Origin of the sequence: Actinoplanes sandaracinus (genome assembly GCF_030009775.1) — a bacterium.
Lineage (GTDB): Bacteria > Actinomycetota > Actinomycetes > Mycobacteriales > Micromonosporaceae > Actinoplanes > Actinoplanes sandaracinus.
The window spans coordinates 46272-69675 of the sequence record NZ_JASCTH010000038.1; the positions used below are offsets into that span (position 1 = coordinate 46272).

The window sequence follows — 23404 nt, forward strand, 5'->3', positions numbered from 1 at the left end:
TCCGCCGCATGCGGCGGCTGGTCCGCCTCGTGGCGCCGGCGGCCGGGGATCTGGCTCTGGCGTGGAGCACGGTCAAGGGCCGGCGGGGCGGTTTCGCCGGCTCCTTCATCGCGGTCGCCGCGGGCTCGGCGGTGATCACCGCCTGCGGGATCCTGCTGGCGTCGGGGCTGGGCGCGGGCGTGCCCCCCGAGCGGTACTCGGGCGCGGCGGTAGTCCTCGGCGCGCGGCAGTCGTTCCCGCTGGACGAGAGCTCCGAGGCCCGTTTCAGCGAGCGTGTCACGCTGCCCGCCGAGACGGTCGCCGCCGTCGCGGCGGTGCCCGGCGTCCGGTCCGCCGTCGGCGACGTCACCGTCGGAGTCAGCATGCTAGGCCCGGACGGTGCCGCGGTGAGCGGGCCGGACGGCTTCCCGGTGCTCGGGCACGGCTGGTCCGCCGCGGCGCTCGGGCCGTTCCATGCACATGCGGGCCGTGCCCCCGCCGCGCCGGGCGAGGTGGTGCTGGACGCCGGCCTGGCCGCGCGCGGCGGGGCGCCGATCGGCGCGACGGTGCGGCTGGTGGTCGGCTCGGTCCCGTCGTCCTACCGGGTGGTGGGCCTCGCCACGGCGCCGGGGGACGGGCTGGACCGGCAGTCCGCGGTGTTCTTCACCGACGCCCGGGCGATCGAGTTGTCCGGACGTCCGGACCGGGTGGACGCCGTCGGTGTGCTCGCCGCGCCCGGTGTCGTCCCGGCGGAGCTGGCCGAGCGCATCACGGCCGCCGTGCCGGGCGTGGTGGCCCACACCGGCGCGGGGCGCGGTGACGTGGAGTTCCTGGATGTGGGCGACGCTCGCGGCCTGGTGGTGGAGACGGCGGCGTCGTTCGGCGGGACCATGGTGCTGATCGTGGTGTTCGTGGTGGCGAGCACTCTCGCGCTGTCGGTGCGGCAGCGCAGGCGCGAGCTGGCCCTGCTGCGGGCCGTCGGCGCGACGCCCCGGCAGATCCACGCGATGATCGACGCCGAGATGACCCTGGTGTCGTCGGTGGGCGCCGTGGCCGGCGCGATCCCCGGCGTGGCGCTGGCGTTCGTGATGCGCGGCGTGTTCGTCCTCGCCGGCGCGATGCCCCCGGACTTCGCCGTCCGGGTGGGGCCGTGGCCGGTCCTCGCCGCGCTGGTGTCGTGCGTGATCAGCGCCCGGCTGGCCGGCAGGCTGGTCGCACGCCGGGTGGCGAGGGCCGGCCCGGTCGAGGCGCTCGGGGACGCCGCGGTCGAACCCGCCGGACTCGGCCGGCTCCGGTTGACGATCGGCGTCGCGCTCGTCCCGCTCGGGTTGCTGCTGGCCCTGGGCCAGGTGGTGCCGCCGGGCGACTCGGCCGCCGACACCGCGGCGAGCGCGGTTCTGCTGTTCGTCGTGGCGCTCGGGTGTCTCGGGCCCGTGCTGCTCGACGGCGCCGTCAGGCTGTTCGGGAGGCTGCTGAACCGGGGGTCCACGGCCGGCGGCTTCCTCGCCCGGGCCGGTGTCCGGGCCGGCTCGCGGCGGCTCAGTTCGGCCACCACACCGCTGGCCATGGGTGTGGCCCTGGCCGCCGTGCAACTGTTCGGCGGCTCGACGATGACGGCTGCCGCGAGCCACCAACTCCAGGACGGGCTGCGGGCCGACCACGTGCTGACCGCGTCGTCCGGCGCCGGGATGTCCCCGGAGATCGTCGACGTCGTGCGCGGCGTGCCCGGTGTCGCCGTGGCCACGCCGGTGGCGCGGACCCGGGTGCTGCTGACGTTCCCGTCCGAGGACAGCACCGCGACCAGGGTCTACGCCGCGCAGGGCGTGACGCCCGAACGGCTCTCCGAGACCATGGACCTCGCGGTGCTGGACGGCGACATGGCGCGGCTGCGGGACGAGACGGTGGCGCTGAGCCGGGTGGCGGCGCAGACCCTCCGGACCGGGCCCGGCGCGACCGTCGAGCTCCGGCTCGGCGACGGCACGATGATCGAGCCGCGGGTCGTGGCGATCTACGAGAACGGCCTGGGGTTCGGGGACGTGGTGCTGCCTCACGACCTGGTCGTCGCCCACACCACCTTCCGGGTCGACGCGGCGGTGCTGATCAGATCCGCGGACGGGACCGATCCGGAGGCGCTCGCCGGCGCGCTGCGCGACGCCGTCACGGGTTACCCGACGGTCCGGGTGGGCGGCCGGGAGGCCCTTCTGGCCGGACCGGGATCCGGCGGGCCGGGTGGCGGGGCGCTCGACCTGCTGTTCCAGACCCTGCTGCTGGGCTACATCGCCATCGCGGTGGTGAACACCCTGGTGATGGCGACGGCGGCGCGGGCTCGCGAGTTCGCGGCGCTGCGGCTCATCGGTGCCGGTCGCGACCAGGTCCGCGCGATGATGAACGGCGAGGCCAGGATCGTCGTCTTCGCGGCTCTGCTGTTCGGCCTGCTGGCGACGATCCCGCCACTGGCCGGATTGAGTCTCGGGCTGACCGGTTCGGCCGTTCCCCGCGTCTCCCCCACCGGGCTGATCGCGCTCGTGGCGCTCACCATCGCGCTCTCCTGGGGCTCGATCACGGCGGCCACCCGATTCGCGATGCGGGCCGCGCCGGTCGACGCCATCGCCGGCCGCGAGTGAGCCACCGCGAACCGCACCGGTCGACGCCGTCGCCCGCCGCGAGTGAGCCACCGCGAACCGCACATTGACGTACGGCTCACGCCAGTCGTTTACTTACCGATAGGTAAACAAACGAGGGAGGGCACGTGCACGCACTGATCTCAGGCGCCAGCATCGCCGGCCCGGTGCTCGCCTACTGGCTGCGCCGCAACGGCTGGCAGGTCACCGTCGTCGAACGCGCCGCCGGCCCGCGCGCCGGCGACGGCGGCCACGCCGTCGACCTGTTCGGCCCGGCCGTCGAGGTGATCGAGCGCATGGGCCTGCTCGCACACGTGACCGCCGCCCGCACCGCCAACGACACGATCACCCTGTTCCGGCCGGGCCGGGACCCGATCACGGTGGCCACCGCCGACCTGGCCGCCGGCATCTCCGGCCGGCACGTGGAGATCATGCGCGGCGCCCTGGCCGGAATCCTGCACGCGGCGACCCGGGACGACGTCGACTACCGGTTCGGCACCGTGATCGAGAGGCTGGACGGCGCGACCGCTCTGCTCTCCGACGGCAGCACGGTCGAGGCCGATCTGGTCGTCGGCGCGGACGGGCTGCACTCCGGGGTCCGCGGGCTGGCCTTCGGCCCGGAGCGGGACTACCGCCGTTTCCTCGGCGCCTACCTGGCCGTCTACACGCTGCCGGACGTGCTCGGGACCGGGCCGACGGTCGCCGCGTTCGCCGCGCCCGGCCTGGCCGCGACCGTCTACCCGACGCTGCTTCCCGGGCTGTCCCGCGCGCTGTTCCTGGCCCGTGTCCCCGAGGAGATCCCGCACGACCGCCGCGACCCGGCCGTACCGAAGCAGATCTTGAAGAATCTGGTCGGTGCCGCGCTCGGACCGCGGATCGCCGCGGTCCTGGAGCACGCCGCCGCGGCGGACGACTTCTACTTCGACGACATCTCGCAGGTCAGGATGGAGAGCTGGTCACGCGGGCCGGTCACACTGGTCGGCGACGCCGGTTACGGCCCGGGCCCGGCGGTCGGCGGCGGCACCAGCCTGGCCACCGCCGGCGCCTACGTGCTCGCCGCCGAGCTGCGCGACGTCACGGCCGGCGGCCTGCGAGAGGCCTTGCGGGGGTACGAGACCGCGCTCGCCGCCCCGGTCCGGCACAGCCGTGCGGTCGGCCCGAAGGTGCTGGACGCGATCGTGCCGCGCAGCCGGGCGCAGGTGTGGACGACCGCGCAGGCGATGCGGCTGCTCCCTCGCCTGCCCGGCCCCCTCCGGCGCCGGCTCACGTCGTTCGGTGGCGGCCCGGCGGCCATGCTCGACGGCCTTGTCTTGCGCTGACCGTCGTGGCTGGCCGACTACTACTGGGCGATCTGGCAGCGGCTGCGCTCGTGTGTGGCGGTCATCGCCGAGATCTACGACGGGCCCAGCTCGACAGGGCTCGCGTTCGTCAACGCGATGCGCCTGACCCGGCAGCGGGCGGCCCGTGACCTGGTGCACCAGGACATCGACTACAGCGCGCTCGGCGTACCGGTGATCTTCCCGGACGGGCACCTCGCGCCGGAACCGCGGTTCGACCGGCAGATGGCCCCCGAGGAGCGATTCGGCGCCGCGGTGCTGACCCCGATCCTGGCGCTCCAGATGGCCGTCACCGGAGGGGGCGACTGGATGGCCCAGGCGCCGCTCGACATCGACGACACCATGCACTTCGCCGACATCGCCGATGATGCGCAAACCCGGCCTGGACGGCTGGATGGACTGGTGATCCGGGCCCGCTAAGAAGCCGCGGGGCCGCGCAGTTCGCGCAGGTCGAGCGCGTAGAACAGCTTGTCGTGGCGGGCGTCGCCGACGGCCACGAAGTTCTCCAGGCGGCCGTACTGGTGGAAGCCGAGTTTCTGGGCCAGGGCCTCGGCGCGCGTGTTGCCGCCGCGCACGTCGAGGGTCAGCACCTCGACACCCTGTCGCAGGGCCGCGGCGATCAGCGTGGAGAGCAGCGCCCGGCCCAGGCCGAGCCCCTGACGGCCCGGAGCGACGGCCAGTTCCTCCAGGTCGGCGTGGGGCCGGTGGGTGGGCCGCCGGTAACGGCGCCAGTACCCGAAGCCGGCCACCTCCTCATCGCCGCCGGCGGTGAACGCGACCGCGACCGCGCTCGCCGTGTCACCGGCCGGCACCCCCGCGACCAGATCGGCGATCAGGGCGCCGACCTCCTCGGCCGACGGCGGGGCCACCCAGCCGAGGGCCGCGCCGTCGGCCACCAGGCCGCGCAACAACGCCGCGATGCCGGCGGCCTCCCGCTCGGTCGTCCCGCCGGATCCGATCAGCCGTACTTCCCAGTCGCCCACTCGGACAAGTCAAGCAGAATCATCGGTGAGCAGGTCGAGAACCTCCTCCTCGACCTTCTCCGGCGGGTCGTCCGGGCCGATGTCGATCACCTCGCCGTCGGCGTACGACTCGAGGACCCGCGGATCGACGTAGGAGGCGCGAGCCACCGCCGGGGTGTTGCCGAGCAGGTCGGCGACGTCCCGCATGGCCCGCGAGACGGCTTTCCTCCGTTTCGCGGCGGTAGGCTGCGGCCCGCTCCCGGCCAGCGACTCGGCGGCCGACGGTCACCGTGTGCTCAACCCCGGACTTGCCCCGGAACTCCGGCAGCACGCAGCCGTTCCTGGTCCGCACATGCTCGGGCCGCAGCGTGGACAGGCCGAACGTCGGGTCGTCCTCGCGAGCCGCGGACTCCTCACCGCCGACCCGGAACGTGCCCATGTCGAGCAGCCGCACGATGGCCGCGAGGACCCGCTCCCGTCGCAGGCCACGGCCGGTCAGGTCGGCGCAGAGCCGGTCACGGACCGCGGGCAGCCGCTCCGCCGCCTCCACCGCGTGGTCGAACTTGGCGCGAGCCTGCCGCTCGTGCCATTCCGCGTGGTAGAGGTACTGCTTGCGGCCGGCGGCGTCGATCCCGGTCGCCTGGATGTGGCCGCGCGGATCCGGCGAGATCCACACCTGTTTCCAGGCCGGTGGAATGGCCAGTCCCTCGATCCGCTTCCGCTCGGCGTCGTCGCGCAGCGGTTCGCCGGCGCGGTCCAGATAGGTGAAGCCCTTCCCGGCCGGCCGCCGCGACAGGCCGGGTTCACGCAGGTCACTTCGCCGTAGCCGCATGCTGGACCTCGTCCACCGCGGTGAGGACCTCGTCCTCGGTCACGGCGAGCAGGGCGGGATGGACCGGGCCGGGAAGATCGCCCCGCTCGCTGCGGGTTCCGTGCCAGATCGGGCGATGGTACGGGCGGCCCGCGGGCGGTCCCCAGCGCTGCGGCGCCACCGGGCCGAACAGGACGACCGAGGGCGTGCGGTAGGCCGTGGCCAGATGCGCGATGCCGGTGTCGCCACAGATCACCAGTCTCGCCCCGGCGACCAGGGCGGCCAGTTCGGTCAGGCTGGTGCGCGCGACCGCCTCGTGCGGCAGGCCGGCGAGTTCGGCCACCCGTACGCACAGATCTCTCTCCGCCGGGGAGCCGGTGATCAGCACGCGGTGCCCGGCCGCGGACAGCCGGCGGGCGACGGCCGCGAAGCGGTCCGGAGGCCAGCGCCGGGCCGGGGATTTCGCGCCGGGATGGACGAGCGTCGCGCCCGCCGCGACCGTGGCGTCCGGAACCGCCAGGTCCAGATCGGTCTCGTCGCAGGCCACGCCGTAATAGCGGACCAGCCGGCACCAGCGCCGCACCTCGTGCTCGTCGTCGTGCCAGCCGGGGCCGTCGTGGTGGCCGGCGGGCCCGCTGGCGAACGCCCACAGCGCGCCGGGCCGCAGCGCCTGCAGACGCCGGTGCGATTCGGGGCCGGATCCGTGCAGGTTGACGGCGATCCGGGGCATCGCGGGCGCCGCGTCCAGGGGTTCCAGTTCGCGGGCCGGGACGATCCGGTCGATGCCGCCGATCGTGAGGATGAGGGGGGTCAGCCAGGCGGGGGCGGCCAGGCTCAGCGTCTCGCCACCGAAGGCGGCGCGGAGCCCGCGCAGGGCGGGCACCGCGGTCGCCAGGTCTCCCACGCCGAGGGCGCGCAGGACGAGGATCACGGGTACGAGCTCTCCTGTTCCGCCGCCACGACGAGTTCCCGGACCGCGCAGCCGGCGGGCTGGCTGAGCGCGAACAGGATGGCGGCGGCCACGTTCGCCGGGTCGTTGAGGATCGCGTCCGGTCCCGGCTTGTACCGGTCGTCGCGCTCGTCGAAGAACTTCGTGCGCATGCCGCCCGGAATGAGCAGGGTGACGTTGACCTGCCCGGCCAGTTCGGCGGCCAGCGCCCGGGTGAAGCCGACGACACCGAACTTGGCGGCGCAGTATGCGGTGGCGTCGGAGACCGCCTTGACGCCCAGCGTCGACGAGACGGTGACGACACCGCCGTGCGACTGCTTGAGCGCGGGCAGCGCGGCACGGATGACCGCGGCGGTGGCGAGCAGGTCGATCGCGACGATCCGGTCCCAGGTCTCGCCGGGGACGTCGGCGAGGGCGCCGGGCACGTCCATGCCGGCGGCCGTGACGACCCCGTCGATCGAGCCGCCGGCCCGCTCGATCAGCTCGGCGGTGGCACGTTCGGCGGCCCGGGTGTCGGCGAGGTCGCACTCGATCCACTCCACGCCGTCCCGGGGCGGCTGCCGGTCGATGACGAAGGGGCGGCCGCCGGCCTTCACGACGGCGTCGACGACCGCCGCGCCCAGGCCGCTGGATCCTCCGGTGACGATGACTGCGTCCATGCGACTGCTACCTCCTGCTGCGTGCTTCGGCGATGGTTTTCGTGGTGGAACGGCCGTCCAGGTAGGGGACGATCACGGTCTGGCCGCCCCAGCGCTGGAGCAGCTCGGACTCCGGGACGGAGTCGTAGTCGCCGCCCTTGACCCAGACGTCCGGGCGGAGCCAGGCCAGGACCGGCTCGGGGGTGGGCTCGTCGAAGACGACCACGGCATCGACGCAGTCCAGGGCGGCGAGCAGGCGGCCACGGTCGTCCTGGTGGGTGAGCGGGCGGCCCTCGCCCTTGAGGCCGCGGACCGAGTCGTCGCTGTTCAGGCAGACGATCAGGCAGTCCCCGAGGGAGCGGGCGGCTTTCAGGGTGGCGAGGTGGCCGGTGTGCAGCAGGTCGAAACAGCCGCCGGTGGCGACGACCGTCCCGCCGCGCGCGCGGACGTCGGCGGCCAGCCGGCCGGCCTCGTCGGCGCCGATGCGCTCCCGCCCCGGTTCGGACACCTCGACCGGTCCGGCGACGTGGGCGGTGGCCGCGGCGACCGCCGCCGCTACCGCCTCGGAGACCAGCGCGCCCTCCGCCAGCGCGGCGGCGGCGGCCGCCGCGAAGGCGTCGCCGGCCCCGCAGGTGTCCCCGGCCGAGGCCTGCGGCACCGGCACCACCAGGGGGGCCGGGCTGCCCTGGCAGAGCACGGCCCCTTCGGCGCCGCGGGTCACCACGACCGCGCCGGCCTGCCAGCGCTGTCGCAGCGTGTGCCCGGCCCGCTGTGCGCCGGCCAGGCCTTTCCCGGCGTCGCCGGAGAGCCGCCGGGCCTCGGCCTCGTTCGGGGTGACCAGGCGGACGTTGGGCACCGGGGGCGGGCCGTTCGGGTGCGGGTCCCACACCACCGGCGCCCTCGACTTCTCGATGGCGGCCCGCAGCGCCGGATGTCGGGCCACCCCGCGCCCGTAATCGCTGACCAGGATCGCCCCGGCGTCCCGCAGCACGTCGAGGACCGCGGCCGGGGCGTCGCCGGGCGGCTGCGGCTCACCACCACGGTCCCACCGCAGCATCACCTGACCGCCGGCGCGCAACCGGATCTTCTCCGGCGTCGAACCGGGCAGCGACAGCGCGTACACCTCGACGCCGGCGGCCGAGAGCAGCTCGCTCAACCGGGCCCCGGCGGCGTCCGCGGCCAGCGCCGTGACCAGCGCGACCTGGTGGCCGTGGCCGGCGGCGAGCAGGGCCGCGAGACCCGCGCCGCCCGGCCGCTCCCGCACGGACTCCTCGTCGAGGACGGGAGCCGGCGCGTCCGGGGCGATCCGGCTCACCGTCCCGTGCACGTCCCGGTCGAGCAGGGTGTCGCCGACGATCACCAGCCTCATACCCGCACCATCTCCTCCCAGTCGGAGCGGTCCCGCTCGAAAGGGAGCAGGTACCGGTCCACGTACTCGCACATCAGGTGCACCGAGACCAGGTGCAGCTCCTGGACCACCTGGCTGTCCGGCGACGGGCAACACAGCGCCTCCTGGCAGATCTCGGCGAGCGGATTGGGGCGCTCGCCGACCATCGCCCAGGTGCGCATGCCGGTCTCCTCGGCGGCGCGGGCCGCGGCGACCAGGTTGGGGCTGCGGCCGCTCGTCGACATCACGATCAGGATGTCGTCGCGGCGGCCGTGCGCCCGGACCTGGCGGGCGAAGACCTCCTCGAAGCCGTAGTCGTTGCTGATCGCGGTGACCGCCGACGAGTCGGGGGTGAGGGCGATCGCGGACAGCGGCATCCGGTCCTCCCGGAGCTTGCCGACGAGTTCGGCGGCCAGATGCTGGGCCTCGGCGGCGCTGCCACCGTTGCCGGCGACCAGCAGGCGGCCGCCGGCACTGAGATGGCGGGCCAGGGTGGCGCCCCAGTGCGCCAGGCGCCCGGCCTCGGACCGGTACGGCACCAGCGCCTGCGCCAGCCCGGCCAAGTGGGCGTCGAGGGGATTCACGCGACAACCTCCAGGTCTGCGACGGTCGAATACACGGCGGCGAGTCGTTCGGCGACCCGGGGCCACGAGTAGGAGACGGCGGCCCGGTCGGCGGCGGCGGCCGCGTACGAGAACCGCCGCACGTCGTCACCGACCAGCCGGCGCAGCGCCGCGGCCAGGGCTTTCGGCTCACGTGGCGGCACCAGGTCACCGGTGATCCCGTCCACGACGGTGTCGGCGAGCCCGCCCACCTCGGTCGCCACCACCGGCACCCCGCACGCCATCGCCTCCAGGGGCGTCAGGCCGAACGGCTCGTACCAGGGCGTCGCGGCGAGCACGTCCGCCGAGCGGTACCAGGCGGGCATCTCGGGCGCCGGCACCGCTCCGGCCAGCCGCACCCGGTCGGCGACCCGGCAGGTCTCGGCCAGGGCGAGAAGCTTGCGGGCGTACGGGTCGCCGCCGAGTTCCGCCGCCGGCGGCCCGCCGACGACCACCAGTTCGGCGCCCGGCACCCCCGGCAGGGCCCGGATGATGTCCTCCACGCCCTTGCGTTCGACGAGCCGGGCAACGGTCAGGATCCGGTGCCTTCCGGGGGTGCGCGGCACGGCCGGCCCCCGCTGGCAGAACCGTTCGATGTTCACTCCGGACGGCACGAGCGCCATCTTGGACCGCGGCACGCCGAGGCGCAGCAGCTCGCCGATCTCGTCGCGGCACTGCACGATCACCCGGTCGACGGCCTGCCCCAGGTGCCGTTCGCAGCCGATCCGGCCCGGCGGGCTGGTGTCGGCCCGGCCCTGGTGGCGGCGCTTGACCGAGCCGAGGGCGTGGAACGTCTGGACCACCGGGATCCCGCGGGCGCGGCCGGCGTCGAGGGTGGCCAGCCCGCTCATCCAGAAGTGGGCGTGCGCCACGTCGGGCCGCCACTCGTCGCGCCACTGTTCGGCCATGAACTCGGCGAACGTCCCCATGTACGGCAGCAACTCGTCCTTGGGCAGCGCCCGGGCCGGGCCGGCCGGCACGTGCACCACATCGACCCGGTCGCTCATCGGCGCCACCGGCGGCAGGTCCGGGTGGTCGCGGCGGGTGTAGACACGCACGTCGTGGCCGTGCCCGGCCAGCGCGGCGGCGAGTTCGGCGACGTGCGAGTTCTGCCCGCCCGCGTCGACGCCGCCGAGCGCCGCGAGCGGGCTGGCGTGCTCCGAGATCATCGCGATGCGCATGTCTGCTCCTCCAGCAGTCGGTCCCAGTCGGCGAGGAAACGGTCGAGGCCGTACCGGGTGAGGGCCACCTGCCGGGCCCGGGCGCCGAGCCGGGCCGCCTCGTCGGGTTCGTCCATCAGCCACTGGGCGGCCTCGACCAGGGTGTCCGCCCGGGTGGCGAGCACTCCCGCGTCGGGCGGGACGGCGGCGACCGCCTCGGTGGTGGCCAGGGCGAGCACCGGCATGCCCATCTGCATGGCCTCGATCAGGCTCAGCCCGAGCGAGGTCCACCGGCACAGGTGCAAGTAGGCCCGCCGTTTCGCCACCTCGGCGTGCATCACGTGCTGCGGCGGGTCGTCGTGGACGGTGACGCCGTCCAGTCCCGTCACGCCCATCCCGAACACGTCGACCGGGGCGACCCGGGTGAAGCGGGGGAAGAGGTCGGTGCCGGTGACGCGGCCCCGGCGGACCGGCTCGTTCGTGACGATCGCCAGGCGCTCCAGCTCGCCGGTCCAGCGGGCCTTCGGCTCGACGATGCCGTGCTCGATGACCGTGGTGCGGGTGGCGCCGCAGTCCCAGAACAGGTCGTTGAAGTCGGTGACGTGCGCGATGATCACGTCGTCGCGGTCGGCGAGCGGGTGCCGGCTGTGCGGAACGTCGCCCTTCGGCGTGTTGTGCTCCACATAGATCACCGGCACGTGCGGCGGGATCAGGTCCAGCTCGTCCGGCCGCTGCGCGATCGCCACGTCGATGTCACGGATGTGGTCGAGCGGCATCTCCTCGACGCTGTCCGGCCAGTCGAAGGTCCGCGCGCGGCCCCGGCCCCACTCGTCCCGGGCGTCGTTGACCGGCACCAGGTAGCGGTGCTTGCCCTGGACGAACGAGGTGGTCCAGGAACCGTGGACGTGCCAGAGGAGAATGTTCACGCGGCAACCTCGCAGGTCTTCGAATGGGCGGTGACGCCAAACCGGCGCACCGCGCTGAGAACGTCGTGCGGCCGGATCCCGGACAGGCAGGGGTGGCCGGGCACCGGGCAGCGGGTCGCCCGGGTGTCACGGCAGGCCGCCGCGGCGTCGCCGAGGCGCACCACCGGCACCCGGTAGGGCCCCCAGCGCCCGAACGGGACGGTCGGCGCGAACAGGCTGACGACCGGCGTGCCGACGGCCGCGGCCAGATGCGCCGGGCCGGTGTTGCCGACGACCAGGCAGTCGGCGCCGGACAGCAGCGTGGCCAGGGCGGACATCGACATCGGGCCCGGGTCCTCGGCGACGCCCGCGGCGACGTGGGCGGCCAGGCGCCGCTCCCCCGGCCCGCCGGTCACCACGACCCGGTGCCCGGCGCCGGCGAGGGCGGCGACGATCGCGCGCAGGTTCTCCGGCGGACTCGACCGCGCCTGGCAGCTCGCGCCCGGATGCACCACGACATAGCCGCCGCGCGGCCGGCCCGGCGCGGTCACCGCGAGCCGCCCGTCGTCGGCATCGGGAAGAGCGAACCCGGCCGCTGCCGCGACGCTCAGCGCACGTTCCGGTTCGGGCAGGTCATCGGGTACGCGATGACGTACGTCCAGCAGGGAGCCGGGATAGTCCTCGCTGATCGCGGTGATCCGGCCGATCCCGGCCATCCGCAGCAGCAGCGCCAGCGGCAGCGCGGACTGGTGGAACGACGTGAAGACCACCGCCTCGTCGGCGCTGATCTGTTTCAGCCGCTCGGTGAGAGCCCGCATGTCGTCCGGGCCGACCGGGCCGGGTTCCGGATCGATCCACGGCAGACGCCACTCGACGATCTCGTCGACGCCGGGCAGCAGCTCCGCGGCGGCACGGCCGCGCGGCCCGCACAGCAGCACCACCCGGTCGGCGCCGGCGGCCAGCGCCCGGATCGCCGGACCGGTGACCAGCACGTCCCCGGCCGAGTCGGAGCGGACCGCCAGGACCGTGCCGGCCCGGCCCGCGCGCGGTGCGGGTGTCAGCAGCGTCCGGCGCCGCAGGATCAGATCCGCGACCCCGGTCAGATCCGCGGCACAGTGCGGGGCGGCGGCCACCTCGGCGGGGAGCGTCACACCGGTCGGCACCAGGATCCCGGCGGCGCCCGCGGCGAGCGCGGCCTCCATGTCGCGGCCGATGTCGCCGACCACCACGCAGCGTCCCGGGGTGGTGGCGAGCGCCGCGGCGGCGGCGGTGACCAGGCCGGGGGCCGGCTTGCGGCACAGGCAGCCGGCGGCATCGTCGTGCGGGCAGACCTGCCAGGTGTCGAACGGCCCCAGCAACTCGTCGATCCGCTGGTTGACGGCCGTCATCTGGTCGGCGGTGAACCGGCCGCGGGCCAGGCCGGACTGGTTGGTGACCACCCCGAGGCGCAGCCCGGCGGCGCGCAGCCGGTCGAGGGCCTCGCGGGCGCCGGGCATCGGGCGGACCTTCTCCGGGTCGCCGTTGTAGGGCACGTCGACGATCAGCGTGCCGTCCCGGTCGAAGAGAACCGCGTCGTAGAGGGGCGCGGCGCGGGGCGGCTCGATGTGGGATGGCTCGGTGTGGAGAGCGGAGGTGTTCGGAGTGACGGCGTTGCGGGGCGCGGTCACCGGCGTACCCCGGCTCGCGCGCTGCCGGAAACGGCTCGGCCACCCGGGAGGGTCACGCCGGAGGTCGGGGCACAGACGCGGGTCGCGGCGGTGGGAACCTCGGGCAGCGGTTCGGCGCCGCGCCAGCGCAGCCAGCCGCGCAGCCAGTGAGTGACCGCCACCGGGGGGATGGCGACGCTGGTCAGCAGCATGGTGGTGACCTCGCGGTGGTCGCGGGGGCCGGGAGCGATGCGGGCCGCGGCGAACTCGGCGGTGCCGGCCGCCCAGCCGGCCGCGGCCACGCCCACGGCCACGGTCCAGCCGCGACGGCCGGTGACCAGGCGGGCGGTGGCGCCGGCCAGCGCGGCGGCCAGGCAGGCGGTGATCGCGGCGTGCCGGTGGCGGCGGCCGGGCGGAACACCGAGCCGGGTGCGCCAGCGCGGCCCGTACAGATGCCGCAGAAGCGCGTCGTCAGCGTTGCCGCGCTGGGTGCGTACGCTGATCCACCGGTTCTCCGGGCGCACCGGATGGGTGACCCGGCGGCGTCCGCGGCACAGCTCCCACCCGGCCCGCCGGACCCGGTGGGCGAGTTCGGCGTCCTCGCGGAAGGCGCGCGGAAGGCGTTCGTCGAAGCCGCCGCTGCGCGCCAGCGCGGCGCGGCGGTAGGCCATGTCCGCGGTGATCCACTCGCCGTCGGCGAGGCCCGCGGTGACCCGTTCCCAGTCCGTCGGCCGGTGGCCCTCGGGCAGCGGGACGTCCACGTTGCCCTGCACTCCCCCCACGCCCGGCGCGGCTTCGCCCAGGTCGGCGGCGAGGCGGGCGGTCCAGCCGGGTTCCGGCAGCACGTCGTCGTCGAGGAACGCCACCCATTCGCGGGTGGCGTTGCGCCAGCCGGTGTTGCGGGCGGCGGCCGGGCCGGCGGCGCGGCCCGGGATCACCCGGGCCGGCGTGGCGGGCGGAAGTTCCAGCGGGGCACGCCGGTCCGGCCGGTCGTCGACGATCAGGATCTCCATGCCGTCCGGCAGCGGGCCGAGCGCGTGCAGCAGCGCGGCCAGGCTCGGCCGGCCGAGCGTCGGCACGACGATGCTGACGGCGGTCAACGCGCGCTCCCGTAGACCTGGGCGCGGTGCACCGCGAACGGCCCGAGGGCCAGCAGGTCGACCGGCGCCGAGCCGAACAGTTCCAGGGCCTCGCGCGGGGTGTCCACCATCGGCCGTCCGGCGGTGTTCAGCGACGTGTTGACGACCACCGGCAAGCCGGTGAGCTGCTCGAACTCGGCCAGCATCGCGGCGACCACCGGTTCGGTGTCGGTGTGGACGGTCTGGACGCGGGCGGTGCCGTCGACGTGTGTGACGGCCGGGATGCGGTCGCGCCAGTCCGGTTTCACCTTGTGGACGAAGAGCATGTACGGGCTCGGGTAGACGCCCTCGAAGATGTCGTGGAAGCGTTCCGCCCGGACCATCGGGGCGATCGGCCGGAACTGCTCACGGCCCTTGACGTCGTTCATCCGGGTCTGGGTGTCCCGGTCGCCGGGGTGGGCGAGCAGCGAGCGGTGCCCGAGCGCACGGGGGCCGTACTCGCTGCGGCCCTGGTACCAGGCGACGATCCCGTTGCGGGCCAGCACGGCGGCGGCCTCGGCGGCGATCGACGCGGGCCTGGTGTACGGCACCGCCGCCCGTCGCAGTTCGGCCTCCAGCGCGTCGTCGCTCCAGCCCCGGCCGAGTGCGGCGGTGCCGAACGGGATGCTGCGCCCGGCCACGGCGAGGGCCGCGCCGAGGGCGGTTCCGGCGTCGCCGGCGGCCGGCTGCACCCAGACCCGCTCGAACGGGCCCTCGGCGGCGATCCGGGCGTTGGCCACGCAGTTCAGCGCGGTGCCACCGGCCATGGTCAGGGTCTTCAGGCCGCCGGACGCCTGATGGGTCCACCGCGCCAGGTCGAGCAGCACCTCCTCCAGGCGCACCTGCACACTGGAGGCCAGGTCGGCGTGCGCCTCGGTCATCTCGCCGTCGGCGGCACGGGCCTTGGCCAGGGCGTCCCAGTCGATCCGGTCGATCGTGAACCCGCCCTCGCCGTCGGCGCGGACCAGCTCACGCAACAGGCCGAGGAACTTGGGACGGCCGTACGAGGCGAGGGCCATCACCTTGTACTCGTCGCTGGAGTGCATGAACCCGAGGTGCCGGGTCAGGTCCTCATAGAGCAGGCCGAGCGAGTGTGGCAGCTCCTGGCTCCGGAACGTCTCCAGGACGCCGCCGCGGTAGGCGCCGGCCAGGTGGCTGGCCGACTCCCCGCGTCCATCGAGGACCAGGACCGCGCTGTCCTCCGGCACGCTGAGCCCGGCCGACGCGGCGTGCGCGACGTGGTGCGGCACGAACCGCACCTGGTCGGCGTCGAGGCCGGGCAGCGCGGTGGCCAGGAACTGCGGGGCCCGGCGGGCGTAGTCGGCGCGCAAGTGGTCCCACGGGTCGGCGAGACCGAGGTCGGCCTGGTCCCGGCAGAGCGCCGGGTCGAACGAGTAGGCGACCGCGTCCAGGTCGCCCGGCCGCAGCCCGGCCTCTTCGAGGCACCAGGCGGCGGAGAGCTCCGGCAGCTCCCACGCCGAGAACGGCACCGGCCGCTTGCCGTGCTTACGGCGGCTGAACCGCTCTTCCTCGGCGGCGGCCACGACGCGACCGTCGACGATCAGAGCCGCCGACGGATCATGAAAGATCGCGTTGATCCCGAGAACACGCATGGCGGGCCGGATACCCCGTAATTTTTCACTTACTCACATGATCATCGACTTCTCCTGAAAGAGGTACACGTTCCCAAATCTGCCCGCTGACCTGCACTGATCGGCATCTCCCTTGAGGAGATATTTGCTGCACGTCAAGGTTTCATGCGATGCAGCGCGGGAAGACTGGCCACATGTACGAGGTGGAACAACTCATCGACGGCCATTGGTCTTCCCGCGCCGGCGAACAGATTCTGACCGTCAGCGACCCGCGCGACGACCGCCCGGTGAGCCGGGTGCCCGTCGCCTCCGACACCGACGTGAGCGATGCCGTCGCGGCGGCCCGCCGCGCCGCGCCACAGTGGTCCCGGACCGCGCCGGCCGCCCGCGCCGGCGCCCTGCACGCCGCCGCCGACGCGATCGAGGCCGAGGCCGGCGACCTCGCCGAGATCATGGCCGCCGAGATGGGCAAGCCGGTCGACGGCGCCCGCGACTCCATCGCCGCCGGCGTCGGCACCCTGCGCCAGTACGCCGAACTCGGCCCCACCCACCGCGGCCGCAGCCTGGCCGGCGACCACGACGCGATCGACCTGATGGCGTACCGGCCGCGCGGGGTGGTCGCGGTGATCACCCCGTGGAACGACCCGGTCGCCGTCTCCTGCGGACTGCTCGGCGCCGCCCTCGTCACCGGCAACACGGTCGTGTACAAACCGAGCGAGCGCACCCCGGCGACCGGCTGGCGGCTGGCCCGGCTGATCGCGCCCCACCTGCCCGCGGGCGTCCTGAACACGGTGCACGGCGACGGGCCGGCGGGCGCCGCCCTGGCCGCCGCAGACGTGGACGTCGTCGCGCACGTCGGCTCCACCGCCGCCGGCCGCGCGATCGCCGCGGCCTGCGCCCGGACCGGGGCGAAAGCGCTGCTGGAGAACGGCGGCAGCGACCCCCTGATCGTGGACGCCGGCGTCGACCCGGTGTGGGCCGCCGGGCAGGCGGCGCTCGGCGCGTTCGCCAACTCGGGGCAGATCTGCGTCGCCGTCGAACGGATCTACGTGCACCGCGACGTGGCCGGGCCGTTCACCGAAGCGCTGGCCGCGGAAGCGGAGACCTGGAGCAAACAGATCGGGCCGCTGGTCGACCGGAGGCTGCGCGAGACCGTGCACGAGCAGGTGCGGACCGCCCTGCGGGCCGGGGCCACGCTGGTCCACGGCGGGGAGATCCCCGGAGGCGCGGGCGCCTGGTACCCGCCGACCGTCCTCTCCGGCTGCAGCGACGACATGGCGGTGATGCGTGAGGAGACGTTCGGGCCGGTCGCCCCGGTGGCCACGGTGGACTCCTTCGACGAGGCGCTGGGCCGGGCCGCTGATTCGCCGTACGGTCTCGCCGCCTCGGTTCTCACGCCGTCGATGAGCAACGCCCAGCGGGCGTGGCGGGAGTTGCCGGTGGGCACCGTCAAGGTCAACGCGGTGTTCGGCGGGGCTCCGGGCGGCGCCGCGCATCCGCGCCGCGGCAGCGGGCAGGGCTTCGGGTACGGCCCGGAACTCCTCGACGAGATGACCGTGACCACAGTGCTCCACCTGGAGGCGCCCCCCACCGGCTGGTGACCAGCGGCCGAGAAGTGCGAGAGCGGGCTCTTGACAGCGCTATCCGCTCGCGGTGCGCGGTCACACCCCGTGGGTCCGCATCGTCTCCCGCCGAGACCGGCGGCCCCTCAGACGGCGGGCGGCAGACCGTTGGTCGCCTGTGGATCCGCTGGCGGCTGCGCCGGGTCGACCGGCAGCCTGCGCACTGTCCACTCCTGCGGGCGGAACGGCCGGTAGATCTGCGGCGTCTTGTCGAGCGCCCGCAACCCGTGCCACTTGACCAGGATCAGGTTGAAGCCGAGCCAGGCGAACAGCGCCAGAAGTGGGATGAACGCCAGAGCCAGAACGAAAAGGAGCCAGTGCAACGCCCGCACCCTTCATCGAGCCCGCGCCGAGCCGCGTGCAAGTGAGGTATGCGCTGGTGAAGCCTGATGGTGCCAAGCCCTGCTCGGAGGCCGCAAACATAGCAACGGCCGTCTGGCTGCCCCCCGTGAGCAACGTCGACGACCAGGCGAGGCTAGCGTTGGCGGCGGGCGGCGATCCACCGAAGTCCCCCGCAAGGGTGACGGCCCGCGTCACGCGACAGGCGGTGACCACGCCGCAGCCCGGTGGCCGCGCTGCGGGCCGGTGCGGCGCCGCCTCGCGTGGTGGCCACGGCTCGGGGTTCGGTAGCCGTACGAAATCAGGGTTGGGCGGCCAGATGGGTGAGGGCGGCCTCGACCTCGGCGGGCAGGGGGTGACGGTGCCGGAGCGCCCACGGCAGGGATCGGGCGACGTCCCAGAGCGCGGGCGGCGATTCCCGGAAGCTGGAAGCCAGGGTGCCGGCGATGACGCCCGGAGGGCGGCGGAGCAGGGCGGTGAGCAGGCGGTTGCGGGCTTCGATGCGCTGCCGGGCGGCGCGGTTGCGGCCCGCGGGCAGCGGGAAGTGCCGGACCACCAGGGACGGGTCGTAACAGAGCCACCAGCCGGCGGCGGCCAGGTCCATCGCCAGCAGCGCCTCCTCGCCGTAGACGAACAGGCGTGGCTCGAAGCCGCCCACGTCGAGGAACGCCGAGCGCCGGACCACCACGGCGCAGGACAGGAAGCCGAGGACCGACGGGCCGGGCGCGCCGGGCGGGGCGCCGAGCGGGGCGGCGGCCTGTGCCGCGGAGATCGGGTCGGGCCGGCCGGAAGGGCCGACCAGGACGCGGGCGGTGAGCAGGCCGAGCCTCGGATGGGCGTCGAAGAGGGCGGCGGCCCGGGCGAGAGAGCCTTCGGTCCAGTACGAGTCGTCGTCGGCGAACGCCACATAGGGGGTGGCGGCTCGGCGGACGCCCTCGTTGCGGGCGGCGGCGCCGCGGTTCTCGGCGAGCCGGACCACCTCGACGGCCGGAAAGGCCTCCCGGATCGCCTCGGGGCTGCCGTCGGTGGAGGCGTTGTCGACCAGGATGACGTGCGCCCGGTGTTCGGGGATGGTCTCGGCGAGGCGATCGCCGCGATCCCGGGTCGCGACGACCACGGTGACCCGCGAGGTCTCCGGGCCACCGTCCTCGCGGACGCCGTCGCCGGCGGGGAGCCGGGGCTCCCGGACGGCGTCGCGCGGGGAGAGCCGGTCGGTCATCGGATGAGCCGGTCGCGGAGGGTCTTGGCGAAGAAGTCGAGGAAGCCGTCCGGGTCGGGGCCGGCGTTCATCAGGACGATGTGGTCATAGCCGGCGTCGGCGTACTCGCGGAACTTCTCGGCGTACGGCTCGGGGTCGGGGCCGGCGGTGACGAACCGCCGGACGTCGTCCTCGGTGACGGTGGCGGAGGCGGCCTCGAAGTTGACCGGGTTGGGCAGTTCCGCCATCACCTTCCAGCCGGTCACCGCCCAGCGCGTGGTCCGGTGCGCCTCCTTGACGGCCTCGTCCACGGTCGGCGCCCACGCGACCGGCATCTCCGCGTACTTCGGCCCACGCCCACCCTGCTCGGTGAAGGTGGTGACCAGGTCGGCCCGCGGCTCGGTGGCGAACAGGCCGGTGCCGTGCGTGGCGGCCAGGGCGGCCGCGGTCCTGCCACCGGCGGCGACCGCGATCGCCGGCGGCGTCGGCGGCAGGTCGAAGATCCGGGCGTCCTCGAGCTGAAGGTACTTCCCCTCGTAGGACTGGTAGCCGCCCTGCCACAACAGGTTGATGATCTCCAAGGCCTCCCGCAGCCGCTCGTGTCGTTGCCGCACGCTGCCGAACGCCCCCTGCCCGACCACGTGCTCGTTCAGGCGCTCCCCCGAGCCGACGCCGAGGGTGAACCGCCCGTCGGAGAGGATCGCCAGGGTCGCCGCGGCCTGCGCGATGATCGCCGGGTGATAGCGCACGCTGGGGCAGGTCACCCCGGTGGCGAGCCCGAGGGTGTGGGTGCGGGCGGCGATCACGCTGAGCACGTTCCAGGCGAACGGCGAGTGCCCCTGCGCCTCGAGCCACGGGTGGAAGTGGTCGCTGATCTCGACGAAGTCGAAGCCGGCCTCCTCGGCGCGGACGGCTTGGCGGACGAGTTCCTTCGGGTCGAACGCCTCGGCGGCGAGCTTGTATCCCAGTCTCATGGTGGTCGCGATTCCCGCGCCGCGCCGAGACAAACGTGACAGGCCGGCCCGTGGGCCGGCCTGTCATGACGCCGCGGTCAGGAGTTAGCGGCGTGGCGCGCCTGCTGGCGGACGTCCTGCGCGTCGGAACGCGCGGTCTCCTTGGTGGTCTGCGCCGCGTCCCGGGCGGTCTCGCGGACCTGGCCGGCGGCCTGCTGCACGGTGCCCCCGAGTTCGTCCTTGAGGTCGCCGGCGACGTCCTTGACCTTGTCGGTGAGGTCGCCGCTGTGCTCCTTGAGCTGCTGTCCGGCCCGGCGCTCGGCCTCGGTGACCGGCATCAGCGACGCGGTGAGCAGGCCGACGCCGAAGGCGATGATGCCGGCGGCGAGCGGGTTGCCCTGGGTCTGCCGGGCGACCGCCTGCGGGGCCTGCCGAACCCGGTCGGCGGCGGCCGAGGCCTTCTCTCCGGTGGCATCCGACAGCGCCGACGCCTTCTGGCTCGCGGCGTCCGTCAGTTCGGAAGCCTTGTCCGAGACGCGGTGCGCCTGCTGGCGGGCCGCGTACGTGGTGTCCTCCGTCGTGCCCATGACCTTCTCCTTCACCGCGGTCCAGCGTCGCTTCGCGACCTGACGCGGGCTCGTCTTCTCGGCCAGCAGGTCGACGTCGCGGGTCAGCGACGCCCGGGTGTTCTCGATGTCCCGCTTCAGCCGGTCGGGTTCTTCAGCCATTGGGCGTCCTCCTTCAGAGTTTCGGTGGTGCGGCGCGGCACCGGGTCCACGGTCTTGAGCTTCTTGCGGCCGTTGACGAACAGCACGGCACCGATCGCGCCCCAGATGATCGCGACGATGAGCGCCGCCAAGCCGGGATCCATCACGTTGCTGAGGCCGAAGACGACGGCGAAGCTGAGCAGCACCACGGCCAGGTAGCCGGCGAACCCGGCGCCGCCGAGCATTCCGGCGGCCTTGCCGGCCTTGGTGGCCTCCTGCTGGATCTCCGCCTTGGCGAGCGCGACCTCCTGGCGGAACAGCTGCGACAGGTCGTCGCTGATGTTGCCGATGATGTCGCCGATCGAGGTCTCGGCGACCGGGTCGGCGGGCTCGTTGCGGTACGGGGTGGTCATGACCGGAACTCCGGGTCGGTCCGTTCGGTCACGGCCGGCGTCCCGGTGCCGGTGGCGGTGTACTGCGTGGTGGCCGGGGTGACGTAGCCGGAGCCGGTGGCCGCGGGCGTGTAGCCGGCCGTCTCGACGGTGTCCTGACCGCTGGTAGCCGGCGGGGTGGTGGCGTAGCCGGGGGTCTCGTAGCCCGAGGTGAACGTGTCGCTGGTGGGCTTGTCGGCGTCGGCGCCCGAGTCGGCCTTGGCGACGCTCTTGCCGAGCCGGCCGACCACGAACCCGGCGGCCAGCGCGGTGGCGAGGAAGGCGCCGGGCCGGCGGCGGGCGAAGTCCTCGACCTCGCGGAGCACGCCGTCGGGGCCGTTGCGGTCGAGGTAGTCGGCGAACTGGCGGCCACCCTCGGCGATCCGGGACACCACGGCGGCGGCCGGCGAGTCCTCGCGGGCGCCGCGCATCTCGTCGAGGTGGTCGGCGGTCTGCCGGATGCTGCCGACGAGGCGGCCGTTCTGGGCGTGGGCCTGCTCGGTGAGCTTGTCGCGAACCTCCGACGCCACGGTGCGGGCTTGGTTCCTCGCCTCGGCGCCGACCCGCTGCGCCTGCTCCTTGGCGGTCTCTTTGACGTCACCGGCCGCCTGGCCGGCCGCCGTCCTGGTCTGCTCGGCGACCTGACGCGGCTTCGACTGCTCCTGCGTCTGACCGCCGGTGGCGGGGCCGGACCCGTAGGCCGGCTGCGAGGGCACGTCGGCCGGGTAGGCCGGCTGCGAGGGCACGTCGATCGGGTACGCGGGATCCGGCACGCGACCGGCGCTTGAGACGTCACTCATGGATTCCTCCGAGGGGTTGCGTTCTTGAGGCCGCTGTGGTCGCTGCGCTCACGCCCCTTGCTACCCCGTTAACGACGGTCGATTCACCTCCCGATGTGATGAATGACGTCAACTCCGAAACCCATAAAACCGCTGATCGGGGGTACGGCGTACCGCTCGGCGCCCAGGACGGCTTTGTTAGGGTCGCCATTCGTGAGTGACAAGCGCGTGATCGGCGGCCGGACCTACGACTTCTCCCGCCAGGTCGTGGTGATGGCGATCGTGAACCGCACCCCCGACTCGTTCCACGACAAGGGCCGCACGTTCGCCCTGGAGAAGGCCGCCGAGGCGGTCCGGGCCGCGGCCGCCGACGGCGCCGACTGGATCGACATCGGCGGTGTGCCGTTCGCCCCCGGCCCCGAGGTGAGCGCCGCCGAGGAACTGGACCGAGTGCTGCCGGTCGTCGAGGCGGCCCGGGACCTGGCCGTGGTCTCGGTCGACACGTTCCGTCCCGAGGTGGCGGCCGAGGTGATCAGGGCGGGCGCCGGGGTCGTCAACGACACGTCCGGCCTGCGGGACCCGGCGATGGCGGACGCGGTCGTGGGCACCGACGCCCAGCTGGTGATCTGTCACAGCCTGGCCGCGCCACGCACCGCGTACCCGAGCCCGCGCTACGGCGACGTCACCGCCGAGGTGGTCGCCTTCCTCCGGCGGAAGGTGGACCTGGCGCTGTCGCGCGGCGTCCGCCCGGACCAGATCATCATCGACCCGGGCCACGACCTGAACAAGAACACCCACCACTCGCTGGAGCTGTGCCGGCGGCTGGACGAGGTCTCCGGCCTCGGCTATCCGACGCTCGCGGCACTGAGCAACAAGGACTTCATCGGCGAGACCCTGGACCGGCCGCAGACCGAACGGCTCGCCGGCACGCTGGCGACGCTGGTGTTCTGCATCGAGCGCGGGGCACGCATCATGCGGGTGCACGACGTGCGCGCCGCCGCCGACGCGATCCGGATGACCGAGGCGATGCTGGGCTGGCGGGCGCCCGCTTACACCCGCCACAACATGTGACGACCTAACCCTCGGCGTACGGCAGGACGCCGAGCAGGTCGGTCATCCACGGCTGGGGCGGCACCGGGTCGGGGCCGAGCACCCGCATCGCGCCGAGCACCGTGACCAGCATGCCGCCGGCGAAGAAGTCCCGGGCCTGTTCGGCGGACGCCCCGGTCAGCTCCCGCACGAGCGTGAACAGGTCGCCGTAGCACTGGCGGACCGTATCGCCGATGGCCGGGTCGGCGGCCGCGGCGTAACCGTGCAGCAGCACGACCAGCAGGTCCCGCTCGCCGAGCAGGTCCTTGAAGGCCCGGCCGAGCCCTCCCAGGGTGGGGTCCTGTTGGGCCGCGGCCCGCCACTTCTCCTGCACCCGGTCGCCGGCGTAGCGCATCGTCGCGAGGAACAGCTCCTGCTTCGAGCCGAAGATGCGGATCACATAGGGCTGGGAGACCCCTGCGATGCGGGCCACCTGATCCGTCGTCGTGCCCGCGTAACCACCTTGCGCGAAGGCGGTGACGGCGGCCTCGACGAGCTGGGCGTGGCGTTCCTGGGCGGTGAGGCGCGTCCGAACCATGTTGACAGGTTATCAGTCGATGCTTACCGTCCTTAGTTATC

Annotated in this window: 22 protein-coding genes and 1 pseudogene; 5 read left to right on the forward strand and 18 right to left on the reverse strand. The window is 74.0% G+C overall.

Going from position 1 to position 23404, the window contains the following annotated elements; genetic code table 11:
* The first annotated feature begins 8 nt into the window (after positions 1-8).
* The 3 genes from QLQ12_RS40525 (at position 9) to QLQ12_RS40535 (ending at position 4357) form a co-directional block, all read left to right on the forward strand.
* A complete protein-coding gene (locus tag QLQ12_RS40525; RefSeq protein ID WP_282766319.1) occupies positions 9-2603 on the forward strand; it encodes an ABC transporter permease in 2595 nt (864 codons plus the stop codon).
* 125 nt (positions 2604-2728) lie between these two features.
* Complete coding sequence (locus tag QLQ12_RS40530) at positions 2729-3919, forward strand: FAD-dependent monooxygenase (protein WP_282766320.1); 1191 nt, start codon at positions 2729-2731, stop codon at positions 3917-3919.
* Positions 3920-3973: 54 nt separating this feature from the next.
* A complete protein-coding gene (locus QLQ12_RS40535; protein WP_282766321.1) occupies positions 3974-4357 on the forward strand; it encodes a hypothetical protein in 384 nt (127 codons plus the stop codon).
* Here QLQ12_RS40535 and QLQ12_RS40540 read toward each other — a convergent pair.
* From QLQ12_RS40540 to QLQ12_RS40590, 11 genes and pseudogenes are all read right to left on the reverse strand, one after another.
* A complete protein-coding gene (locus tag QLQ12_RS40540; protein WP_282766322.1) occupies positions 4354-4920 on the reverse strand; it encodes a GNAT family N-acetyltransferase in 567 nt (188 codons plus the stop codon). The two genes, QLQ12_RS40535 and QLQ12_RS40540, sit on opposite strands and share 4 nt — an antisense overlap.
* A gap of 9 nt (positions 4921-4929) precedes the next feature.
* Positions 4930-5731 (reverse strand): annotated as a pseudogene (locus QLQ12_RS40545) (DNA topoisomerase IB).
* Positions 5712-6641: a glycosyltransferase family 9 protein gene (locus tag QLQ12_RS40550; protein WP_282766323.1), complete on the reverse strand. Its 930-nt coding sequence runs from the start codon at positions 6639-6641 to the stop codon at positions 5712-5714. Before QLQ12_RS40550 ends, QLQ12_RS40545 begins: the two are co-directional and overlap by 20 nt.
* Entirely contained in the window at positions 6638-7318 is a 681-nt protein-coding gene (locus QLQ12_RS40555) for an SDR family oxidoreductase (protein WP_282766325.1), read from the reverse strand. The genes QLQ12_RS40550 and QLQ12_RS40555 overlap by 4 nt, the downstream gene beginning before the upstream one ends.
* Before the next feature lie 7 nt (positions 7319-7325).
* On the reverse strand, positions 7326-8666 hold the full coding sequence (locus QLQ12_RS40560; RefSeq protein WP_282766326.1) for a PfkB family carbohydrate kinase: 1341 nt from the start codon (positions 8664-8666) through the stop codon (positions 7326-7328).
* Positions 8663-9268: a D-sedoheptulose-7-phosphate isomerase gene (locus tag QLQ12_RS40565; RefSeq protein ID WP_282766327.1), complete on the reverse strand. Its 606-nt coding sequence runs from the start codon at positions 9266-9268 to the stop codon at positions 8663-8665. Before QLQ12_RS40565 ends, QLQ12_RS40560 begins: the two co-directional genes overlap by 4 nt.
* A complete protein-coding gene (locus QLQ12_RS40570) occupies positions 9265-10467 on the reverse strand; it encodes a glycosyltransferase (protein ID WP_282766328.1) in 1203 nt (400 codons plus the stop codon). Before QLQ12_RS40570 ends, QLQ12_RS40565 begins: the two co-directional genes overlap by 4 nt.
* Positions 10452-11372, reverse strand: a complete 921-nt coding sequence (locus QLQ12_RS40575) for a glycosyltransferase (RefSeq protein WP_282766329.1) — start codon at positions 11370-11372, stop codon at positions 10452-10454. Before QLQ12_RS40575 ends, QLQ12_RS40570 begins: the two co-directional genes overlap by 16 nt.
* Positions 11369-12955, reverse strand: a complete 1587-nt coding sequence (locus QLQ12_RS40580; RefSeq protein ID WP_282766394.1) for an HAD-IIIA family hydrolase — start codon at positions 12953-12955, stop codon at positions 11369-11371. The genes QLQ12_RS40575 and QLQ12_RS40580 overlap by 4 nt, the downstream gene beginning before the upstream one ends.
* A 59-nt stretch (positions 12956-13014) precedes the next feature.
* A complete protein-coding gene (locus tag QLQ12_RS40585) occupies positions 13015-14097 on the reverse strand; it encodes a glycosyltransferase family 2 protein (protein WP_282766330.1) in 1083 nt (360 codons plus the stop codon).
* On the reverse strand, positions 14094-15728 hold the full coding sequence (locus tag QLQ12_RS40590) for a carbamoyltransferase family protein (protein WP_282766332.1): 1635 nt from the start codon (positions 15726-15728) through the stop codon (positions 14094-14096). Before QLQ12_RS40590 ends, QLQ12_RS40585 begins: the two co-directional genes overlap by 4 nt.
* 173 nt (positions 15729-15901) lie before the next feature.
* On the opposite strand from QLQ12_RS40590, the gene QLQ12_RS40595 reads away from it, so the two are divergent.
* Positions 15902-17308: an aldehyde dehydrogenase family protein gene (locus QLQ12_RS40595; RefSeq protein WP_282766395.1), complete on the forward strand. Its 1407-nt coding sequence runs from the start codon at positions 15902-15904 to the stop codon at positions 17306-17308.
* 107 nt (positions 17309-17415) lie between these two features.
* Here the strand turns inward: QLQ12_RS40595 and QLQ12_RS40600 are convergent, their stop codons facing one another.
* The 6 genes from QLQ12_RS40600 to QLQ12_RS40625 form a co-directional block, all read right to left on the reverse strand.
* The gene (locus QLQ12_RS40600) at positions 17416-17652 is read right to left on the reverse strand and encodes a hypothetical protein (protein WP_282766333.1); all 237 of its coding nucleotides are present in this window, start codon (positions 17650-17652) and stop codon (positions 17416-17418) included.
* A gap of 317 nt (positions 17653-17969) precedes the next feature.
* Positions 17970-18887, reverse strand: coding sequence for a glycosyltransferase family 2 protein (locus tag QLQ12_RS40605; RefSeq protein ID WP_282766334.1), 918 nt, complete (start codon positions 18885-18887; stop codon positions 17970-17972).
* Positions 18884-19873 (reverse strand): TIGR03557 family F420-dependent LLM class oxidoreductase, encoded by a 990-nt coding sequence (locus QLQ12_RS40610; protein WP_407651691.1) that lies wholly within the window; start codon positions 19871-19873, stop codon positions 18884-18886. Before QLQ12_RS40610 ends, QLQ12_RS40605 begins: the two co-directional genes overlap by 4 nt.
* 44 nt (positions 19874-19917) lie before the next feature.
* The gene (locus tag QLQ12_RS40615) at positions 19918-20547 is read right to left on the reverse strand and encodes a DUF3618 domain-containing protein (protein ID WP_282766337.1); all 630 of its coding nucleotides are present in this window, start codon (positions 20545-20547) and stop codon (positions 19918-19920) included.
* Positions 20523-20939 (reverse strand): phage holin family protein, encoded by a 417-nt coding sequence (locus QLQ12_RS40620; protein WP_282766338.1) that lies wholly within the window; start codon positions 20937-20939, stop codon positions 20523-20525. Before QLQ12_RS40620 ends, QLQ12_RS40615 begins: the two co-directional genes overlap by 25 nt.
* Positions 20936-21757: a hypothetical protein gene (locus QLQ12_RS40625; protein WP_282766339.1), complete on the reverse strand. Its 822-nt coding sequence runs from the start codon at positions 21755-21757 to the stop codon at positions 20936-20938. Before QLQ12_RS40625 ends, QLQ12_RS40620 begins: the two co-directional genes overlap by 4 nt.
* Positions 21758-21949: 192 nt before the next feature.
* Between QLQ12_RS40625 and folP the strand changes: the two genes are divergently transcribed.
* Positions 21950-22807, forward strand: coding sequence for a dihydropteroate synthase (folP, locus tag QLQ12_RS40630; protein ID WP_282766340.1), 858 nt, complete (start codon positions 21950-21952; stop codon positions 22805-22807).
* Positions 22808-22811: 4 nt separating this feature from the next.
* Here the strand turns inward: folP and QLQ12_RS40635 are convergent, their stop codons facing one another.
* Complete coding sequence (locus tag QLQ12_RS40635; RefSeq protein WP_282766342.1) at positions 22812-23363, reverse strand: TetR/AcrR family transcriptional regulator; 552 nt, start codon at positions 23361-23363, stop codon at positions 22812-22814.
* Positions 23364-23404 lie beyond the last annotated feature (41 nt).

Excerpts from the sequence above, each read along its gene's own strand:
- QLQ12_RS40525 (WP_282766319.1), top strand. The coding sequence starts at position 9 with ATGCGGCGGCTGGTCCGCCTCGTGGCGCCGGCGGCCGGGGATCTGGCT.
- QLQ12_RS40555 (WP_282766325.1), bottom strand. The coding sequence starts at position 7,318 with ATGGACGCAGTCATCGTCACCGGAGGATCCAGCGGCCTGGGCGCGGCG.
- QLQ12_RS40560 (WP_282766326.1), bottom strand. The coding sequence starts at position 8,666 with ATGAGGCTGGTGATCGTCGGCGACACCCTGCTCGACCGGGACGTGCAC.
- QLQ12_RS40570 (WP_282766328.1), bottom strand. The coding sequence starts at position 10,467 with ATGCGCATCGCGATGATCTCGGAGCACGCCAGCCCGCTCGCGGCGCTC.
- QLQ12_RS40590 (WP_282766332.1), bottom strand. The coding sequence starts at position 15,728 with ATGCGTGTTCTCGGGATCAACGCGATCTTTCATGATCCGTCGGCGGCT.
- QLQ12_RS40595 (WP_282766395.1), top strand. The coding sequence starts at position 15,902 with ATGTACGAGGTGGAACAACTCATCGACGGCCATTGGTCTTCCCGCGCC.
- QLQ12_RS40605 (WP_282766334.1), bottom strand. The coding sequence starts at position 18,887 with ATGACCGACCGGCTCTCCCCGCGCGACGCCGTCCGGGAGCCCCGGCTC.
- QLQ12_RS40615 (WP_282766337.1), bottom strand. The coding sequence starts at position 20,547 with ATGGCTGAAGAACCCGACCGGCTGAAGCGGGACATCGAGAACACCCGG.
- QLQ12_RS40620 (WP_282766338.1), bottom strand. The coding sequence starts at position 20,939 with ATGACCACCCCGTACCGCAACGAGCCCGCCGACCCGGTCGCCGAGACC.
- QLQ12_RS40625 (WP_282766339.1), bottom strand. The coding sequence starts at position 21,757 with ATGAGTGACGTCTCAAGCGCCGGTCGCGTGCCGGATCCCGCGTACCCG.
- QLQ12_RS40635 (WP_282766342.1), bottom strand. The coding sequence starts at position 23,363 with ATGGTTCGGACGCGCCTCACCGCCCAGGAACGCCACGCCCAGCTCGTC.